Origin of the sequence: Sutterella sp., assembly GCF_030539355.1 — a bacterium.
Taxonomy (GTDB): domain Bacteria; phylum Pseudomonadota; class Gammaproteobacteria; order Burkholderiales; family Burkholderiaceae_F; genus Sutterella.
In genome coordinates, this window is sequence record NZ_JAUNSF010000009.1 from 1 (window position 1) to 14912 (window position 14912).

Annotated in this window: 14 protein-coding genes and 1 riboswitch; of the genes, 8 read left to right on the top strand and 6 right to left on the bottom strand. The window is 66.6% G+C overall.

Going from position 1 to position 14912, the window contains the following annotated elements; all coding sequences use genetic code 11:
- The first annotated feature begins 298 nt into the window (after window positions 1-298).
- Window positions 299-715 carry a transcriptional initiation protein Tat gene (locus Q4F91_RS02995; RefSeq protein WP_303334412.1) on the top strand — a complete coding sequence of 139 codons (417 nt, stop codon included), beginning with the start codon at window positions 299-301 and terminating at the stop codon, window positions 713-715.
- A gap of 8 nt (window positions 716-723) precedes the next feature.
- Here Q4F91_RS02995 and Q4F91_RS03000 read toward each other — a convergent pair whose 3' ends face one another.
- Window positions 724-1497 (bottom strand): nitroreductase family protein, encoded by a 774-nt coding sequence (locus Q4F91_RS03000; RefSeq protein ID WP_303334413.1) that lies wholly within the window; start codon window positions 1495-1497, stop codon window positions 724-726.
- 178 nt (window positions 1498-1675) lie between these two features.
- On the opposite strand from Q4F91_RS03000, the gene Q4F91_RS03005 reads away from it, so the two are divergent.
- A complete protein-coding gene (locus Q4F91_RS03005) occupies window positions 1676-2035 on the top strand; it encodes a helix-turn-helix transcriptional regulator (protein WP_303334414.1) in 360 nt (119 codons plus the stop codon).
- A gap of 2 nt (window positions 2036-2037) precedes the next feature.
- Here Q4F91_RS03005 and Q4F91_RS03010 read toward each other — a convergent pair whose 3' ends face one another.
- Window positions 2038-2514, bottom strand: a complete 477-nt coding sequence (locus Q4F91_RS03010; RefSeq protein ID WP_303334416.1) for an Rrf2 family transcriptional regulator — start codon at window positions 2512-2514, stop codon at window positions 2038-2040.
- 123 nt (window positions 2515-2637) lie between these two features.
- Window positions 2638-3858 carry an NO-inducible flavohemoprotein gene (gene hmpA, locus Q4F91_RS03015; RefSeq protein WP_303334418.1) on the bottom strand — a complete coding sequence of 407 codons (1221 nt, stop codon included), beginning with the start codon at window positions 3856-3858 and terminating at the stop codon, window positions 2638-2640.
- 864 nt (window positions 3859-4722) lie between these two features.
- Between hmpA and Q4F91_RS03020 the strand changes: the two genes are divergently transcribed.
- Window positions 4723-5178 (top strand): hypothetical protein, encoded by a 456-nt coding sequence (locus Q4F91_RS03020; RefSeq protein WP_303334420.1) that lies wholly within the window; start codon window positions 4723-4725, stop codon window positions 5176-5178.
- Between the two features lie 108 nt (window positions 5179-5286).
- Here the strand turns inward: Q4F91_RS03020 and Q4F91_RS03025 are convergent, their stop codons facing one another.
- Window positions 5287-6930, bottom strand: coding sequence for a formate--tetrahydrofolate ligase (locus Q4F91_RS03025; protein WP_303334421.1), 1644 nt, complete (start codon window positions 6928-6930; stop codon window positions 5287-5289).
- Window positions 6931-7214: 284 nt separating this feature from the next.
- Window positions 7215-7838 carry a response regulator transcription factor gene (locus Q4F91_RS03030; RefSeq protein WP_303334423.1) on the bottom strand — a complete coding sequence of 208 codons (624 nt, stop codon included), beginning with the start codon at window positions 7836-7838 and terminating at the stop codon, window positions 7215-7217.
- 234 nt (window positions 7839-8072) lie between these two features.
- Here Q4F91_RS03030 and Q4F91_RS03035 point away from each other — a divergent pair, with 234 nt between their 5' ends.
- The 4 genes from Q4F91_RS03035 to Q4F91_RS03050 all read left to right on the top strand — a co-directional run bounded on the left by Q4F91_RS03035 (window position 8073) and on the right by Q4F91_RS03050 (window position 12372).
- Window positions 8073-8642, top strand: a complete 570-nt coding sequence (locus Q4F91_RS03035; RefSeq protein WP_303334425.1) for a pyridoxamine 5'-phosphate oxidase family protein — start codon at window positions 8073-8075, stop codon at window positions 8640-8642.
- A 25-nt stretch (window positions 8643-8667) separates the two neighbouring features.
- Complete coding sequence (locus Q4F91_RS03040; protein ID WP_303334427.1) at window positions 8668-9195, top strand: hypothetical protein; 528 nt, start codon at window positions 8668-8670, stop codon at window positions 9193-9195.
- Between the two features lie 71 nt (window positions 9196-9266).
- A riboswitch (TPP riboswitch) is annotated at window positions 9267-9387 on the top strand.
- Between the two features lie 133 nt (window positions 9388-9520).
- Window positions 9521-11203, top strand: a complete 1683-nt coding sequence (gene thiC, locus Q4F91_RS03045; RefSeq protein ID WP_303334429.1) for a phosphomethylpyrimidine synthase ThiC — start codon at window positions 9521-9523, stop codon at window positions 11201-11203.
- Window positions 11204-11583: 380 nt separating this feature from the next.
- Window positions 11584-12372 (top strand): MetQ/NlpA family ABC transporter substrate-binding protein, encoded by a 789-nt coding sequence (locus tag Q4F91_RS03050; protein ID WP_303334431.1) that lies wholly within the window; start codon window positions 11584-11586, stop codon window positions 12370-12372.
- Window positions 12373-12536: 164 nt separating this feature from the next.
- Here the strand turns inward: Q4F91_RS03050 and Q4F91_RS03055 are convergent, their stop codons facing one another.
- The gene (locus Q4F91_RS03055; RefSeq protein WP_303334433.1) at window positions 12537-13412 is read right to left on the bottom strand and encodes an aldo/keto reductase; all 876 of its coding nucleotides are present in this window, start codon (window positions 13410-13412) and stop codon (window positions 12537-12539) included.
- A 231-nt stretch (window positions 13413-13643) separates the two neighbouring features.
- On the opposite strand from Q4F91_RS03055, the gene Q4F91_RS03060 reads away from it, so the two are divergent.
- Window positions 13644-14810, top strand: a complete 1167-nt coding sequence (locus Q4F91_RS03060) for a hypothetical protein (protein WP_303334435.1) — start codon at window positions 13644-13646, stop codon at window positions 14808-14810.
- The last annotated feature ends 102 nt before the right edge of the window (window positions 14811-14912 follow it).

Below are 14912 nucleotides of genomic sequence, written 5' to 3' on the forward strand. Positions count from 1 at the left end.
CCGAAGTAGCTACCGCCTTTCCAACCTACCCACTCGAAACAGCGAAAGGCCGAAATAGGTTCGGAGTCAGCGAAGAAAAGGTTCCGCGGCGGGCCGGGGGAAAGCTCCGGGGAACCAAGTTTTTCAGGCGAATGCTACCACCGAGACATGGGGGTTAACCCGAATACTGAAACTAAATTCCCCCCGGGTCACCGGCTGCGACACTTTTTCGACCATGCGGGGTGAAAATATGTCTTGAGACCCGGGGAAGTTCAGATCCGCGGGCCTGCAGCAACACTCAAAGAAGGGAGGTTCAGACATGAAACGCTTTCTCCTTGCCCTGATCGCCGGCGCGCTCATCGCGCTCACGGCGCCGTTCTCGACCGCCCCGGCCGTGGCCGGACCCGCCGAGGACGCGATGACGCCCCCGGGGCGCGTCTATGACAGCTCCGGGCGCTACCAGGGCCGCGTCGACGACCGCGGCCGCCGGTATGACTCGTCGGGGCGCTACCAGGGGCGCGTCGACGAGAACGGCCGCTCGTATGACTCGAGCGGCCGCTATCAGGGGCGCATTGACTCGAACGGCCGCGCTTACGACTCGTCGGGGCGGTACCAGGGCCGCGTCGACTCGAACGGCCGCGAGTACGACGCCTCCGGGCGCTACATCGGCCGCACGGACTCGAACGGCCGGCGCTATGACGCCTCGGGGCGCTACGTCGGCCGCGTCGGCGAATAGGAGCGCGGTTACTTGATGTGGTCGAGGATCGAGCGCGCGGGGTAGCCCACGGACTGCGCGGCCACGACCATCTCATCGTCCTTGAGGTGCAGCGCCTCGGCGAGCCGCGCGGCGGGGAAGCCCGTGCGGGCGACGCAGGCGAGGCGCATCGCGGCGGCGGCGAGGTAGACCGACTGGACCTTCACGCCGACGTCGAGGTGATAGGCGCGCAGTCTCATCTCCTCGAGGTCGTCCTCCTTGACGCCCGTGCGCGCGATCTTCGGCGCGAGCGTCTCGACCGCCTCGGTGAGGAGGTTCCGCGTGCGCTCCTTGTTCGTGACGTAGACGATCTCGAGCGGCGGGAGCGTGAGCTGCGTCGAGATCACGTAGCTCGCCTCGCGCACGTCGTGCTTGGCGCAGAAGAGGAGTCCCCGGCGCTCGGGAACCCAGCGCCAGATGCCGTTCGACTTGAGAAGATAGATGTCCGTCTCGCGCCAGTCGAGCGCGGAGGGCGTCGTCCGGCGGCCGTTCTTGCGGTTGATGCCGTCCGCGGCGAAGAGAAGGTTCGAGACCATCTGGTCGGTGAGCGGCTCGTTGCTGAAGTTGCGCTCGCTCCTGCGGGTCTGCAGCGCCCGCATGAGCGTCATCTGCATGCCCCTGGGCTCGGGGAGCGGGCGGAAGACCTCGTCGTCATCGCGGCGCTTGCCGAAGCGCGCCTCGATCTCGGCTCTGAGCTCCTCGTACTGGTCCTCGAGCTCGGTGCGGAATTCCTTGATTTTCTCGACAGCTTTCTTGATCGACATGGAGACGGTTCACCTTGGGCGCGCGGAGAAGACGCGCGTCCTCAGAAACTTTGGAAACTTCGGCGATTCTATCGCCTGAGGCCCGAAGCTCGCCCCGGCCCGCACGGACGGCAACATTCGCTAAAGTTAACGCCGGAATCAGGCAGAGGAAGGCCCCCTGAGCAGAAGGAGCATCGTCATGGAGTTGAGGAAAACCGCCGGCCCGGCCGGCACAGTGACCTTCACGATCACCGTTCCCGCGGCGTCCGCGCAGGCGGTGGAGACGATTCTCTCGGGCGTCGCGGGCCTCTGCGGCGCGTCGCACGCGCCCGCCGCGCAGCCCTCCGGGGAGGAAGAGGTGCGGGAGCTCCCGGGTGTTCTTCTGAAGCGCCTGCGGACCGAGGCCGGCATGACGCAGGGCGAGCTCGCGCAGGTGGCGGGCACAACGCAGATCCGCGTGTCGGGCTTCGAGAGCGGCGTGCGCAGGATTCCCCGCGAGACCGCTGAGGTCTTCGCCGCGGTCTTCGAGGTGGACCCGGCGGTGTTCGATCCGGCCTGAAATCAGACTTCGGCCCGTGCCTTCTCCGAGCGCTCGGCGGCGATCGGAATGACGTTCTCCATCGAGAAGAGCGGCAGGAAGTCGCCCGTGCTCGCGAGGTCGGCGAGCGTGATTGTGTTGAGCTCGGCGTAGAAGGCCTCGAGCGCCCGGTCGAGCGCGCGCGGCAGCCGGCAGCCCCTGGCCATGGGGCAGAGGGGTTCGGCGCAGTCGACGAGCGGCTCCGCGCCCTCGAGCGTGCGCACGATGTCCCCGAGGCGGAGTTCCGTCGCCGGAAGGGCGAGCTCGAGTCCGCCCGAGCGGCCGCGCTGCGTGCGCAGCCATCCCTCGCAGCTCATGCGGTGGACGACCTTGACGATGTGGTTGCGCGACCAGCCGATGCGTTCGGCGATTTCCGTCACGGTCGCGAGTTCCCCGGCCGGACGGGCGCTCACGTACATCAGCACGCGCAGGGAAAGATCTGTGAAGCGGGTGAAACGCATGGGGCGGAAAAATGCGCCGGGGTGCGGTTTTCGTCTGTGCCGCCCCCGGGGAGGAATTCATGATCCTCCGGCCGTGCGCTCCGTCCGGAGAGGGGAGCGCACGCGCGGAGGGGATGGAACGGATCAGACCGAGCCGGTGCCGAAGGCCTCCGTGTGGATGCGCGGGGCGATCACGCCGACCAAGCGCAGGCCGTTCGAGATGTCACGCATGAAGGACATCGGGCCGCAGACGTAGAAGTCGGCGTCCGGATCCTGGCAGAAGCTGCGGATGCGCTCGGGGGTGATGCGGCCGGCGGACTGGTAGTCCTTGCCGAGGTGGTCCTCGGCGGTCGGGCGCGTGAAGAAGACCGCGAGCGCGGCGTTCGGCATGGCCTTCACCACGTTCTCGAGATCGTTCCTCAGCGGGAAGTGCTTGCCGTCGCGGGCCGAGTAGAGCACGTGGACCTTGCGCATCGGGTTCTCGGTGGCGAGCGCGTCGAGCATCGCGAAGATCGGGGTGATGCCGATGCCGGCCGCAATGAGCACGAGCGGGTGCTCGCTCTTCACGTCGTCGGCGTCAAGGCAGAAGCGGCCCGTGGGGGCGGAGAACTCGACCGTGTCGCCGATGTTGATCGTGCGGTGGAGCTGGTTGGAGACGACGCCCTCGGGGTCGCCCTCGGCGCTCGGGATGGCCTTCACCGTGATGCGGAAGAAGCCCGTGCCGGAGGCGTGCGAAAGGGTGTACTGACGCGGCTGCGTGAGCTGCAGGCTCTGCGAGTAGACGCGCAGCGTGGCGTACTGGCCGGGCTGCCAGGCCGGAACGGCGCCGCCGTCGGTCGGACGGAAGTAGAGCGAGACCGCGTCGGCGCTTTCCTGGACGCGGTTGACGCACTCGAAGGGGCGCCAGCCGGACCAGCCGCCCTCGGCGGTGGTCTGCTTGTTGTAGATGTCCTGCTCGGCCTTGATCAGGATGTCGGCGAGCTGGCCGTAGGCGGCGGCCCAGGCGTCGACGAGCTCGGGCGTGGCGGCCTCGCCGAGGACCTCCTGGATCGAGGCGAGGAGGTGCTTGCCGACGATGGCGTACTGCTCGGCGCGGATGCCGAGCGAGCAGTGGCGCTGGGCGATCTGCTCGACGGCCGGCGCGAGCACGCCAAGGTTCTCGATGTTCTGGGCATAGGCGAGAACGGCGGCGGCGAGGGCCTGCTGCTGGGCGCCGTGGGCCTGGTGGGCGTGGTTGAAGACGTTGCGCAACTCGGGGTTGTGCTTGAGCATGCGGCTGTAGAAGTGCTTCGTCAGATCAACGCCATGGGCCTGAAGAACGGGAACGGTCGCCTTGATGAGTTCAATCTGGGACGGGGTAAGCATGTAGGGGAACTCCTTCTCTCCTGGTTGTTGCGCCGGAGCACCGCAATTTATGGTCCTGCGGCTCCTCCGGCCTCTTGATGACAGTATAGCTTAAAGTTGCATTTTTGGTGCAGCTTTTTGGTTTCCCTGCCCGTTGGAATTCACCTCCCGCGGGAGGTATCGAGACGTCTTTTTCCGGTCTTCTGACGTGCTCAGACCGTAACGGGAAAGCGGTCCCTTCTAAAATCGGTTTGGCTATGAGTGTTTCCCCCTAATACCATCGGCGGAGGTATTTCGGAAGGCGTAAAACCTAGGGGTTAGTCCTTCTAACTAGTGGATATATCGGGAAAAGGCAGTAGTTTACAAATTGATACAACTAACACGGGCAAACCTATCCTGAGGATAGTTTTACAACACGAAACCTTGGATATACTTTCTTCCGTGTTCAGCAGATTCGATCGAAGAAAAATTGATCGTTCGAATGTGCTTAACAAAGACGCGCCATGACGTCGAGGTGCTCCTCATTCACGGCCGCACTTCCTGTAAGTGTGTTTTTTCTCCTTTTTTGTGGTTGACAGGAGCAACGTGCGGTTATCGGCTGGTCCCCGGTCTCCGCTTCCGGTAAATCCGGCGACATCGTTGTTTCCTCTGGGCGGAAGCCCGGAACGCCCGGTGGTGCGTTCCCTCAAGGCTCCGTCCGCTGCGCGGCCGCTAGAAAGGGAGGTGAATTTCTCCGTTCATCTCCTGGCCGCGCAATCCCCTGGGGCGGCGATTCGGTTTTTCTCCTTTTCCGAATCGCCGCCAATTTCTTTTTACAGCTCCGCGTTTTCCGCTCCGGCGTCGGGCGGTATCCTTCAGATGTCTCCCAGAACAGAAGGATCCCCGATGCGCCGTCCCATCCGTCTCCTCCCGCTCGCGGCAGTCCTCGGCCTTGTCGCAGGCTGCTCCGTCGTGAACATCAACGGCTCCTGGCGCACAGATGACAATGCGCTCTGCCTCATCGGCCCGGAGCGCAAGGACTCCGCGATGCACGCGGCCCTCCTGCGGTTCTTGAAGCGCAAGAACTTCGACGTGACCGAGCTCCCCGCGGGCACGCCCCCCGGCGTCTGCCGGCAGACGCTCGTCTACCGCTGGGGCCTTGAGCAGTACTACCTCCCGGCGCTCGTGAAGCAGTATCCGGTGAGCTTCGACTTCTATCTCGGGGGCGACAAGTACGCGAATGCCTCGTACGACCCGACGCGGAACCTGATCTCGCCCCACGTGAAGTTCGTGCCGAGCGCGGGCTACTGGGCGAGGGCGCTCGACCGGCTCTTCCCCGGCAGGCCCGAGGCGGCCGACTGATTCCCGAAGACAAAATGAAAACCCGCCGGGGAGAGATTCCCTGCGGCGGGTTCCTGGCCGGCCGGACTCACACAGGCGTGAAGCCGGCCGTTTCCTTTGGTAGGAAGATCAGGCGAGGCCGGTGATGCGGCCGTCGACCACGTCGATCGACATGGCGGCGGGCTTCTTGGGCAGGCCCGGCATGCGCATGATCGAGCCGGCCATCGCAACGACGAAGCCGGAGCCCGCGTTGAGGATGAGGCGCTCGACCGGAAGCGTGAAGCCCTTCGGGGCGCCGAGGGCCTTCGGGTCGGCCGTGAGCGAGAAGGGGGTCTTCGCGACGCAGACCGGGAGGTTGCCGAAGCCGAGATCCTCGAGGCGCTTCAAGTCCTTCAGGGCCGCGGGGGCGAGCTTCGCGCCGGCGCCGCCGTAGACCTTGGTGACGATCGCGTCGAGCTTCTCGAGGATCGGGGCGTCCTCGGCGTAGGTGTTGACGAGCTCATGGGGCTCGGCCGCGGCGGCGACCACCTGCTCGGCGAGCTCCGTGGCGCCTTCGCCGCCCCTGGCGAAGCCGTCCGAGACCGCGAAGCGCACGCCGAGCTCGGCGCAGCGGGCGCGGATCGCCTCGATCTCCTCCTCGGTGTCCGTGTGGAAGTGGTTGAGCGAGACGACGATGTTCGGCCCGAAGTTCTTCAGGTTCGCGATGTGGGCGTCAAGGTTCACCATGCCCTTCTTCACGGCCTCGAGATTCGGCTGGCCGATCTCGGGGAGCGGGACGCCGCCGTGCCACTTGAGGGCCTTGGTCGACGTGACGATCACGACCGCGGCGGGCTTGAAGCCGGCCGCGCGGCACTTGATGTTGAAGAACTTCTCGGCGCCGAGATCGGAGCCGAAGCCGGCCTCCGTGATCGCGTAGTCGGCGAGCTTGAGTGCGGCGCGGGTGGCGGCGACCGAGTTGCAGCCGTGGGCGATGTTGGCGAACGGGCCGCCGTGCACGAAGGCGATGTTGCCCTCGATCGACTGCACGAGATTCGGGCGGCTCGCCTCAAGGAGGAGCGCGACGAGCGAGCCCGTGGCGCCGAGCTCCTTGCAGGTGAAGGGCGTGCCGTCGGGCCTGAGGCCGAGGACGATGCGGTCGATGCGGGCGCGCAGGTCGTCGAGGTCGTTGGCGAGGCAGAGCACGGCCATGAGCTCCGAGGCGGCCGTGATGTCGAAGCCCGCCTCGGTCGGGATGCCGTTGGCGGAGCCGCCGAGACCGGAGACGATGTTGCGCAGCATGCGGTCGTTCACGTCGAGGACGCGGCGCCAGTAGATCTCCTTGAGGACGACCTGCCCCTGGTGACGGGCGTTGTCGAGGAGCGCGGCGAGGAGGTTGTTCGCGGCCGTGATGGCGTGCATGTCGCCCGTGAAGTGCAGGTTGATCGCCTCCATCGGGAGCACCTGGCTGTAGCCGCCGCCGGCGGCGCCGCCCTTCATGCCGAAGACCGGGCCGAGGGAGGGCTCGCGCAGCGCGAGCGCGGCGCTCTTGCCGATCTTCTTGAGACCCTGGGCGAGGGCGATCGAGGTGGTCGTCTTGCCGGAGCCCGCCGGCATGCCGGAGGTGGCGGTGACGAGGATGAGGCGGCCCTTCTCCTTGCGGGCGGGGTCGAGGGAGACCTTGGCCTTGTCGCGGCCGTAGGGCTCGAACTCGCTGTCGGCGAGGCCGGCGGAGTGCGCGAGTTCATCGATCGGGATGAGCTTGTGCTCCTGGGCGATTTCAATGTCGGTCTTCATAGAGGGGAAACTCCGTTTGAAAGGTGAAAAAGGAAAAAAGGGAATTCGGTGGAAGGGCTGCCTCAGCCGAAGGCGACGGAGCGGGGCTCGACGTCGCGGGGGCGCTCATGTGGGGTCGTGCGCCTGGGGGAAGCTTCCGGGGCGATAGGTTAAGCCATCAAAACCCGTGCCGGGGTACGTCGTACGCAGGAAGGGTTTTCTCTTATGTAAAAGAAAGCGCCGCTCGCGGTCCGGTGAGGGACTTGCGGAAGCGGCGCTTCAGTGCGTTCAGTGCTGCGCGGTCATCAGAGCGGGTCGCCCGAGAGGAGCAGCAGACGCGCGATTTCGGCGGCGTTGTGCAGTTCAAGTTTGCGGTAGGCGCTGCCGCGGTGGACCTGGACGGTCTTCTCGGAGATGCCGAACTCGTTGGCGACCTCCTTGTTCGAGTAGCCCTGGGCGACCATGCGGATCACCTCGCGCTCGCGCTGCGTGAGCTGCTCGAGGCGCGCCTTGAACTCCGAGACCTCGGCCTGGTCGCGGCGCATCGCCTTGTTGCGGGCGACGGCGGCCTCGATCGTGTCGATGAGGCGGCTCTCCTTCGGCGGCTTCTCGATGAAGTCGAAGGCGCCGTTCTTGACGGCGTTCACGGCCATGTCGATGTCGCCGTGGCCGGAGACGAAGACGATCGGAAGGTCGCAGCCGATGTCCTTGAGCTTGTTCTGCAGCTCAAGACCGGACATGGCCGGCATGCGGACGTCCAGCAGAATGCAGCCCGGGCGGCGGAAGTCCGCGGAGGCGAGGAAGGTGCCCGCGTCGCTGTACTCGGCGCACTCGTAGTTCTCTCCGGAGAGGAGGAAGCTCCAGGAGGAGCGGACGGCGCTGTCATCATCGATGATGCGAATCAGGGGCTTGTTGAGTTTGCTGTCCATCTGTGTCTTCATTGGATAAGGAAGCGTCCGGCCTCGGGGAACCGGGCTTTCCGGGGGACTTCAGCAGCGCGGAGACAGCGTCTGTTACGCTTCACCCCGGGTGCATCACGCTATTTTAACGGTGATTTCCCCCAAGCGGGCCCAACGTGGCGCAAAATGGATAACTAAAACACCTGACGGGCCGCCAGCCTTCAGAGCGGCCTCGAAAAATAATTCACTTCGGAGACGCACGGAATGATGAATGAGAACGAGGATTTCCTTGAGGAGGCGGGCACCCGCGGCCGGCCGATGCGCCGCCGCGACCGCGAGCTCTCGCTCACCGACGCCCTGCGCGTGGTGAGGGCCGCCGGCCACGCCGTGCTCTCGACGGCCGACTCGGCCGGCATCCCGTACGGCGCCCCGGTGAGCCCGGCGCTCGACGGCGAGACGAAGCTCTACTTCCACACGACCCGCGAGAAGAGCAGGAAGGCCGACAACATGCTTGACTCGCCCGAGGTCTCGCTCTGCTTCATCGCCTATGCGAAAACCGACGTCCCCGCGTTCTCGGTCGACTATGCGAGCGCGATCGTGCAGGGGCGCGCCGCGCTCGTGATCGACGAGCCCGAGCGGCACCATGCCATGATGCTGATCGCCGGCCGCTACTCGGACGGCGACGCCTCGGAGAAGCGCGCCGCCGACACGGCCGCCTACTGGGAGGCCTCGGGCCGCGCCGTCTCGGTCTGGCGCATCGACATCTCGAACGTGACCGGCAAGTCCCGCGGCTGGGAGAAGATCCAGGCGGAGATCGCCGCCCGCGGCTTCTGAGGCACTGAATACCAAAAGACTTCAAATGAACAAGCTCATCTGCACTCTGCTTCCCGCCGCGCTCGTGGCGGGCTGCGCCGTCGGTTCCTCCGGGCCCTATGACGAGACGCCGGACTTCGCCCCCGTCTCCTACAAATCGGTGTGCCTGCTCGCCAACCCCGACGTGAAGATTCCGCGCGTGATGGAGGCCGTCGAGGCGGGCCTGAAGAGGGGCGGCGCTGAGGTGAAGCGCATCGCCGCGGGCTCGGGCACGCTCGTCTGCCCCTTCGTCATCACCTACGACCTGCCGAGCGATGACGGGATCGTGAGCTCGATCCGCTTCCAGAGCTTCGAGCACGGCATCCCTCGTCTTGACGCCGCCGGCCGCGCGCCGAAGGGCAAGGCCCTCACGATCGCCGCGGTCGAGGCCTATGCGGCGGAGTTCCTCAACCGGGCGAGCCGACGCGGCAAGCCCGCGGAGGCCGAAAAGGCGCCGGAGGCGGAGAAGCCCGTCACGGCGAGCACCTTCCGCAGCGTGCCGAACTGGCAGGCCGGGCAGAAATCGACTGAGTAAGCACCTGCGGCTCCGCTTTAAGGAGTAGTCCGCGGGAGCGCTTCCCGCGGCTAGAATGAAGGGGCAATCCATAAGTGCGCTGGAGGTATCGGCGCGCGGCTCCCCTTTCCGGGTAACCGCCGCGTCGGTTGAGAAACACTCCCACAACCGGATCAGGTTCACACCTGCGGCGGGAAGCGCTTTCAACATGCATCAGCTCCAACGCCTTCGCCGGGATCCGTCACGGGTCCTGCCGGAGGCGTTTGAGTTTTTTGATGAGTGATGCAGGTTCCCCACCCGAAGCGCACAGTCAACTTCAACATTTCCCCCTTGAAGGAGCCCGACTGTGACCAGCCATCCCTCCCCTCTGCACGACCGTCGTGCCTCCGCCGCTCCTGCGGCTGATTCCTCCGATCCCTCGGGGCTCGGCCTCTTCGCCGGGAGGCTCCCCGGCGTGCGCGCCTACGGCCTCTCGGACGCCGGCGAGCCCGTGCCCTTCCGCGCCGTGCAGCTCTCCGACACCCCGGACGCCTTCGGCGGCGGCCGCCAGCCCGTGCTGCACTTCACCGACGTGACCGGCCCCTTCGGCGAGGGGACGGGCGAGGGGCTCCCGCGCCGCCGCACCCGCCCCGCGCCCGGCTCGCCCACGCAGTACGAGTCGGCGAAAGCGGGTGTCGTCACCCCGGAGATGAGCTTCGTCGCCGAGCGCGAGAACCTGAGGCGCGCCGACCTCCTCACGTCGCTCGAGACCCTCGGCAACCCGCGCGCGAAGAAGCTCTTCGAGGCCGCGGCCTCGGCGCCGCTTCTCACGGGCGAGTCCGTCCGTCAGCTCGTCGCCCGCCGCGAGGCGGTGATTCCGCTCAACTTCTCGCACCCCGAGGCCGAGCCGATGGCGATCGGCCGCGCCTTCTCGACGAAGGTCAATGCCAACATCGGCACCTCGGTCGCCTCGAAGGACTGGCACGAGGAGATCGGCAAGCTCCGCGAGGCGCTTTTCTGCGGCGCCGACACGGTGATGGATCTCTCCACGGGCCGCGACATCCGCGCGACCCGCGAGGCGCTGCTGCGCCGCTCGCCCGTGACGCTCGGCACCGTGCCGATCTACGAGGCGCTCGAGCGCGCAGGTCGCCCTGAGAAACTCTCCTGGGAAGGGTTCCGCGACGTGATGGTCGAGCAGGCCGAGCAGGGCGTCGACTACATGACGATCCACGCGGGCGTGCTGCGCGCGCACGCGGCGCTCACCCGCGAGCGCCTCACCGGCATCGTCTCGCGCGGCGGCGGCCTCCTTGCCCTCTGGATGCACGTGACGGGGAAGGAGAACTTCCTTTACGAGCACTTCGACGAGATTCTTGAGATCGCCCGCAGGCACGACGTCACGCTCTCGCTCGGCGACGGCCTGCGCTCGGGCTCCGTGCGGGACGGCACGGACAAGGCGCAGCTCGCGGAACTGAGGACCCTCGGCGAACTCAACCGGCGGTCGGCCGCCGCGGGCGTGCAGGTGATGATCGAGGGTCCGGGCCACATCCGGCTCCCCGACGTCGTCAGGAACCAGCGCCTTGAGGAGGAGCTCTGCGACGCGGCGCCCTTCTACACCCTGGGGCCGCTTGTCACCGACATGGGCGCGGGCTACGACCACATCACCGCGGCGATCGGCGGCGCCGTCATCGGCGCGAGCGGCACGGCGATGCTCTGCTACGTGACGCCGAAGGAACATCTCGGACTCCCCGACGCCGACGACGTGCGCGTCGGCATGGCGGCCTTCAGGATCGCCGCGCACGCGGCGGACCTCGCCCGCGGCGTGCCCGGCGCGGAACTCCGCGACCTCGCGATGAGCTCCGCGCGCTTCGAGTTCCGCTGGGCCGATCAGTTCCGGCTTGCCGTCGATCCCGCGCACGCCGCGGCGCTCCACGACGAGACGCTCTCGGGCGCAGGGTCGCGCGACGCGCACTTCTGCAGCATGTGCGGCCCGGCCTTCTGCCCGATGAAGCTCGCGCGCGATCTCTTCCCGGAATCCGGTTCCGGCAGCTGATCGGTTGAGGTATTACCGAGCGGAATTCCGCGGGGCGGGGGTAAACTACATCCTCACAGACGCCCCGCGGGGGCGCTTTTCCGGGGTGCGCAGCCCCATACACGATCCTCCCGGACGCCTTCGAGGAAGGCCCAGCTCCGCCGGGGGACTTCCGAGGAAATCCTCGCTCCGTCGGAAGCCGCTGCGCACCCGCCCTGCCCACAGGATTCCACCACCCCAGTTTCCCCGTCCGCACGGCCTCAGGGCCCGGACGCAACGGGAAGCGTCTCCCCTCCAAGGAACCGTCGAGCCCCCGCACTGACCAGACCCGCGCCGGCGCTCCCTTTCCGGGGAAGACCTTCCTGAACAGATTTCAGACGTTTTTTTGAAGGATTTCTCCCATGCAGCTCAAGAACATTTTCACGACGCTCGCTCTCTCGGCCGCCGTCGCCCTCTCCATCGGCTCGGCCTCCGCCGGCGAGCTCAAGATCGGCGTCACGCCGGTTCCGCACGGCGACATCGTCAACTTCATCAAGCCCGCGCTTGAGAAGCAGGGCGTCACGCTCAAGGTGATCGAGTTCAACGACTACGTCCAGCCGAACCTCGCCCTCGCCGAGAAGGAGCTCGATGCGAACTTCTTCCAGCACAAGCCCTACCTCGACACGTTCTCCTCCGACCACAAGCTCAAGCTCGACGTCCTCGTCGCGGTGCACCTTGAGCCGATGGGCATCTACTCGAAGAGCCTGAAGAACGTCGCCGACACGCCCGCCGGCGCCAAGATCGGCATCCCGAACGACCCGACGAACGGCGGCCGCGCCCTCAAGGTGCTTGAGTCCGCCGGTCTCATCAAGGTCCGTCCCGAGGCCGGCATCCTCGCCACGCCGCTCGACGTGATCGACAACCCGAAGAAGCTCCGCTTCGTCGAGGTTGAGGCCGCCCAGCTGCCGCGCGCCCTTGATGACGTCGCGCTCGCCGTGATCAACTCGAACTTCGCGCTCGCCGCCAAGCTCAACCCGACGAGGGACGCCATCGCGATCGAGGCCAAGGACTCGCCCTACGCCAACGTCGTCGCCATCCGCACGGGTGACACCAACGCCGATCTGCAGAAGCTGAAGGCCGCCCTCACCACGCCCGAGGTGAAGAAGTTCCTCGAGGACAAGTTCCAGGGCGCCGTGGTGCCGTCCTTCTGATCCTCTGATCCAAGTTTCTTTGAGGTCTCCGTTCCGGGAGGTGCCCCTTGAATAGCTGCTGACGGGGCGCCGCCCTCCGGAACGACAAAGCCGACGTGCTGATATCCAGTCCGTCGGCTTTGTTTTGCCCGGGGCTCCGGGATACGGGCCCTGATTCGTCGCGATCAGAAGGTCACGGTGTCGGGGTGGAGCCCCGAGAAGGCCGTCTGCGGCATGAGCGAGAGCTCGCTGATCTCGTCGGGCGTGAGCTCGAAGCCGAAGACCTCGAGGTTCTCGCGCTGATGGTGGAAGTCAGTGGCCTTCGGAATCGGCGCGATGCCGAGCTCGAGGCACCAGCGGAGCGCAATCTGCGCGGGCGTGACGCCGTGGGCTTGGGCGATGCGCTCAAGCGTCGGGTGCTTCAAAAGCGTGCCGCGGCCGAGCGGGCTCCAGGCCTGCACGCGGATGCCGCGCTCCATGCAGAAGCGCACGGCCGCGCGCTGCGCGTAGCCCGGGTGGATCTCGAGCTGGTTCACCATCGGGATCACCTTCGCGCGCGCGAGAAGCGGCACGAGGTGGTGCGGCAGGAAGTTCGAGACGCCGATCGCACGGACGGCGCCGGCCTTGTAGATCTTCTCGAAGGCGCGCCAGGTGCCGGCGTTCTGCGCCTGCCAGACCATCGGCTCGCCCTGGGCGGCCGGCCAGTGGATGAGCAGCAGGTCGAGATAGTCCACCTGCATCTGCTCGCGGATGATCGAGTACGCGTCCTCGGCGCTCTCAAAGGAGCGGTGCGACGCCCAGATCTTGCTAGTGAGGAAAAACTCCGAGCGCGGAATGCCGGACTCGCGGATCACATCGCCCACGAGCGCCGCGTTGTTGTAGATCTGCGCGGTGTCGAAGTGACGGTAGCCGAGCTGGATCGCCGTCTGGATGGTGCTCTGGAAATGCTCGTTGATCGGGATCTGCCAGGTGCCGAAGCCGATCGTGGGCATCTGCACGCCGTTGGCAAGCTCGGTGGTTTCCGAGAGGGGGTGAACCTGTACTTCTTTTTTATGGGGCATTGTTCTTCGCTCGGGGGTAAGTCTGGTCCGGGTTCCGGGGCGTCATTGAAATAAGCGTCAACGAATAATCCTACATGAGTAGGAAAGACTGCATATTGATAAAAATAAAGGATGAGTCTGTATTCTGTGTTCCGGAGTGTCTCCGCCGGGCATTTCCCGGGCGCGGTTCGGGGGGCTCCCGGGCCGCAGGTACAATCACCTGAGTTTTCTCCTCGGAAATCCCTGAACTCAATGACCGCCTCCGACCAAGAACTTCTCACCTGGGTTTTCATCGCGCTCGCCGTCGCCGCGCTCGCCGGCATCTTCCTCATCGGACGTCTGCGCCGCGGCGCCGCGCCCGCAGGCTCGAAGCGTGATGCCGAGCCGCCGGCCCGTCCCCGCCGGGACCGGGTCGCCTCGCGTCCCGTCCGTCCGGAGATCCCGCGGCCGCCCGAGCCCGAGAAGCCCGTGCGCCCCGTGATCGAGGGGCCCGGCCGTCCCGCGGCGCTCGTCCTGAGGACCGCCGCCGCGGGCGAGACCGTGCTGGTGCTGCAGCGCGCCTCGGACCGCGAGGAGGCCGAACTCGAGGGCGCATCGGACATTCCGGTGCTTGAGCCTGCCGAGACGGCTTCCGGAAGCTTCGGCCGCGTGCTCGAGCGCTCGCGCGCTCTCGCCCGCGAACCCGAGGACGGTTTCGCCGGGAGCCTCTTCGCCGTGACCGTTCCCCCGGGCGCGGAGAAGCTCGAGGGTGCTCTTCAGGCGCTGTGGCTCAACGGGAAGGGTCTGCCGATGGGCGAGCCCGAACCGCTTGAGGAGACGGCCGAGTCAGTGCTCGCCGAGGCGGGCCTCATGCTCGCCCGCACCGAGCCCGGCGTCGCGGGGCTCACGGACCTTCTGTCGCTTGAGCGCGCGGGGCTCGAGGCCGCGATCGCGCGGATGCCCGCGCAGCGTGTCGACATCTGGCGGGGACTTGCCGCGAATCCGATGGCCGCCGAGGCCGCCGCGAGGCGCGTCACGGTGACAGGCGAGTTCACGGGACTGCTTGAGGCGCTTCGGACCTCGCCCGACCTCGCGACCGCCGAGCATGCGCTCAGGAAACTCGTGGAGATCGAGGCCGCGGTGAGAATCGAGCGCATCGCCGCGCTCTCCGGCGTCATCGCCTCGGGCGACTTCCGCGAGGGAGCCCACGCGGCGAGCGCGATCCTCGCGCTTCCCTCGAGCCTCCCGCAGCCCGAGTCGGTGCCTGAGACCGAGGGCGAGGCGGACGATGAAATCCGCGCGACTCTCCGTAAACTCGCGCGCGGGTCGGAGGCGCTCCGCGCCGGGCTCGCCCGTGAGGCGGGCGAGCTCTCGCAGGCGATCGATACGAGGCTTCTCGCGGTGCGGCCGCTCGAGCGCCGCCTCATCCGACTGGGATGAATTGAAACTGGTTGATATCAAAGGAAAAAGCGCGTGGCCTCCCTCTCGAAACCTCGCGCTTTCCCCCGTTTCCCGTCCGAGGATCGATTTGAGCCGCCTCCC

What these genes read in the sequence shown, in the direction of transcription:
- Q4F91_RS03035 (WP_303334425.1), top strand. Translation starts at nt 8,073, where the DNA reads ATGATGAATGAGAACGAGGATTTCCTTGAGGAGGCGGGCACCCGCGGC.
- Q4F91_RS03020 (WP_303334420.1), top strand. Translation starts at nt 4,723, where the DNA reads ATGCGCCGTCCCATCCGTCTCCTCCCGCTCGCGGCAGTCCTCGGCCTT.
- Q4F91_RS03050 (WP_303334431.1), top strand. Translation starts at nt 11,584, where the DNA reads ATGCAGCTCAAGAACATTTTCACGACGCTCGCTCTCTCGGCCGCCGTC.
- Q4F91_RS02995 (WP_303334412.1), top strand. Translation starts at nt 299, where the DNA reads ATGAAACGCTTTCTCCTTGCCCTGATCGCCGGCGCGCTCATCGCGCTC.
- Q4F91_RS03055 (WP_303334433.1), bottom strand. Translation starts at nt 13,412, where the DNA reads ATGCCCCATAAAAAAGAAGTACAGGTTCACCCCCTCTCGGAAACCACC.
- Q4F91_RS03060 (WP_303334435.1), top strand. Translation starts at nt 13,644, where the DNA reads ATGACCGCCTCCGACCAAGAACTTCTCACCTGGGTTTTCATCGCGCTC.
- Q4F91_RS03005 (WP_303334414.1), top strand. Translation starts at nt 1,676, where the DNA reads ATGGAGTTGAGGAAAACCGCCGGCCCGGCCGGCACAGTGACCTTCACG.
- Q4F91_RS03030 (WP_303334423.1), bottom strand. Translation starts at nt 7,838, where the DNA reads ATGGACAGCAAACTCAACAAGCCCCTGATTCGCATCATCGATGATGAC.
- Q4F91_RS03010 (WP_303334416.1), bottom strand. Translation starts at nt 2,514, where the DNA reads ATGCGTTTCACCCGCTTCACAGATCTTTCCCTGCGCGTGCTGATGTAC.
- hmpA (WP_303334418.1), bottom strand. Translation starts at nt 3,858, where the DNA reads ATGCTTACCCCGTCCCAGATTGAACTCATCAAGGCGACCGTTCCCGTT.
- Q4F91_RS03025 (WP_303334421.1), bottom strand. Translation starts at nt 6,930, where the DNA reads ATGAAGACCGACATTGAAATCGCCCAGGAGCACAAGCTCATCCCGATC.
- Q4F91_RS03040 (WP_303334427.1), top strand. Translation starts at nt 8,668, where the DNA reads ATGAACAAGCTCATCTGCACTCTGCTTCCCGCCGCGCTCGTGGCGGGC.
- Q4F91_RS03000 (WP_303334413.1), bottom strand. Translation starts at nt 1,497, where the DNA reads ATGTCGATCAAGAAAGCTGTCGAGAAAATCAAGGAATTCCGCACCGAG.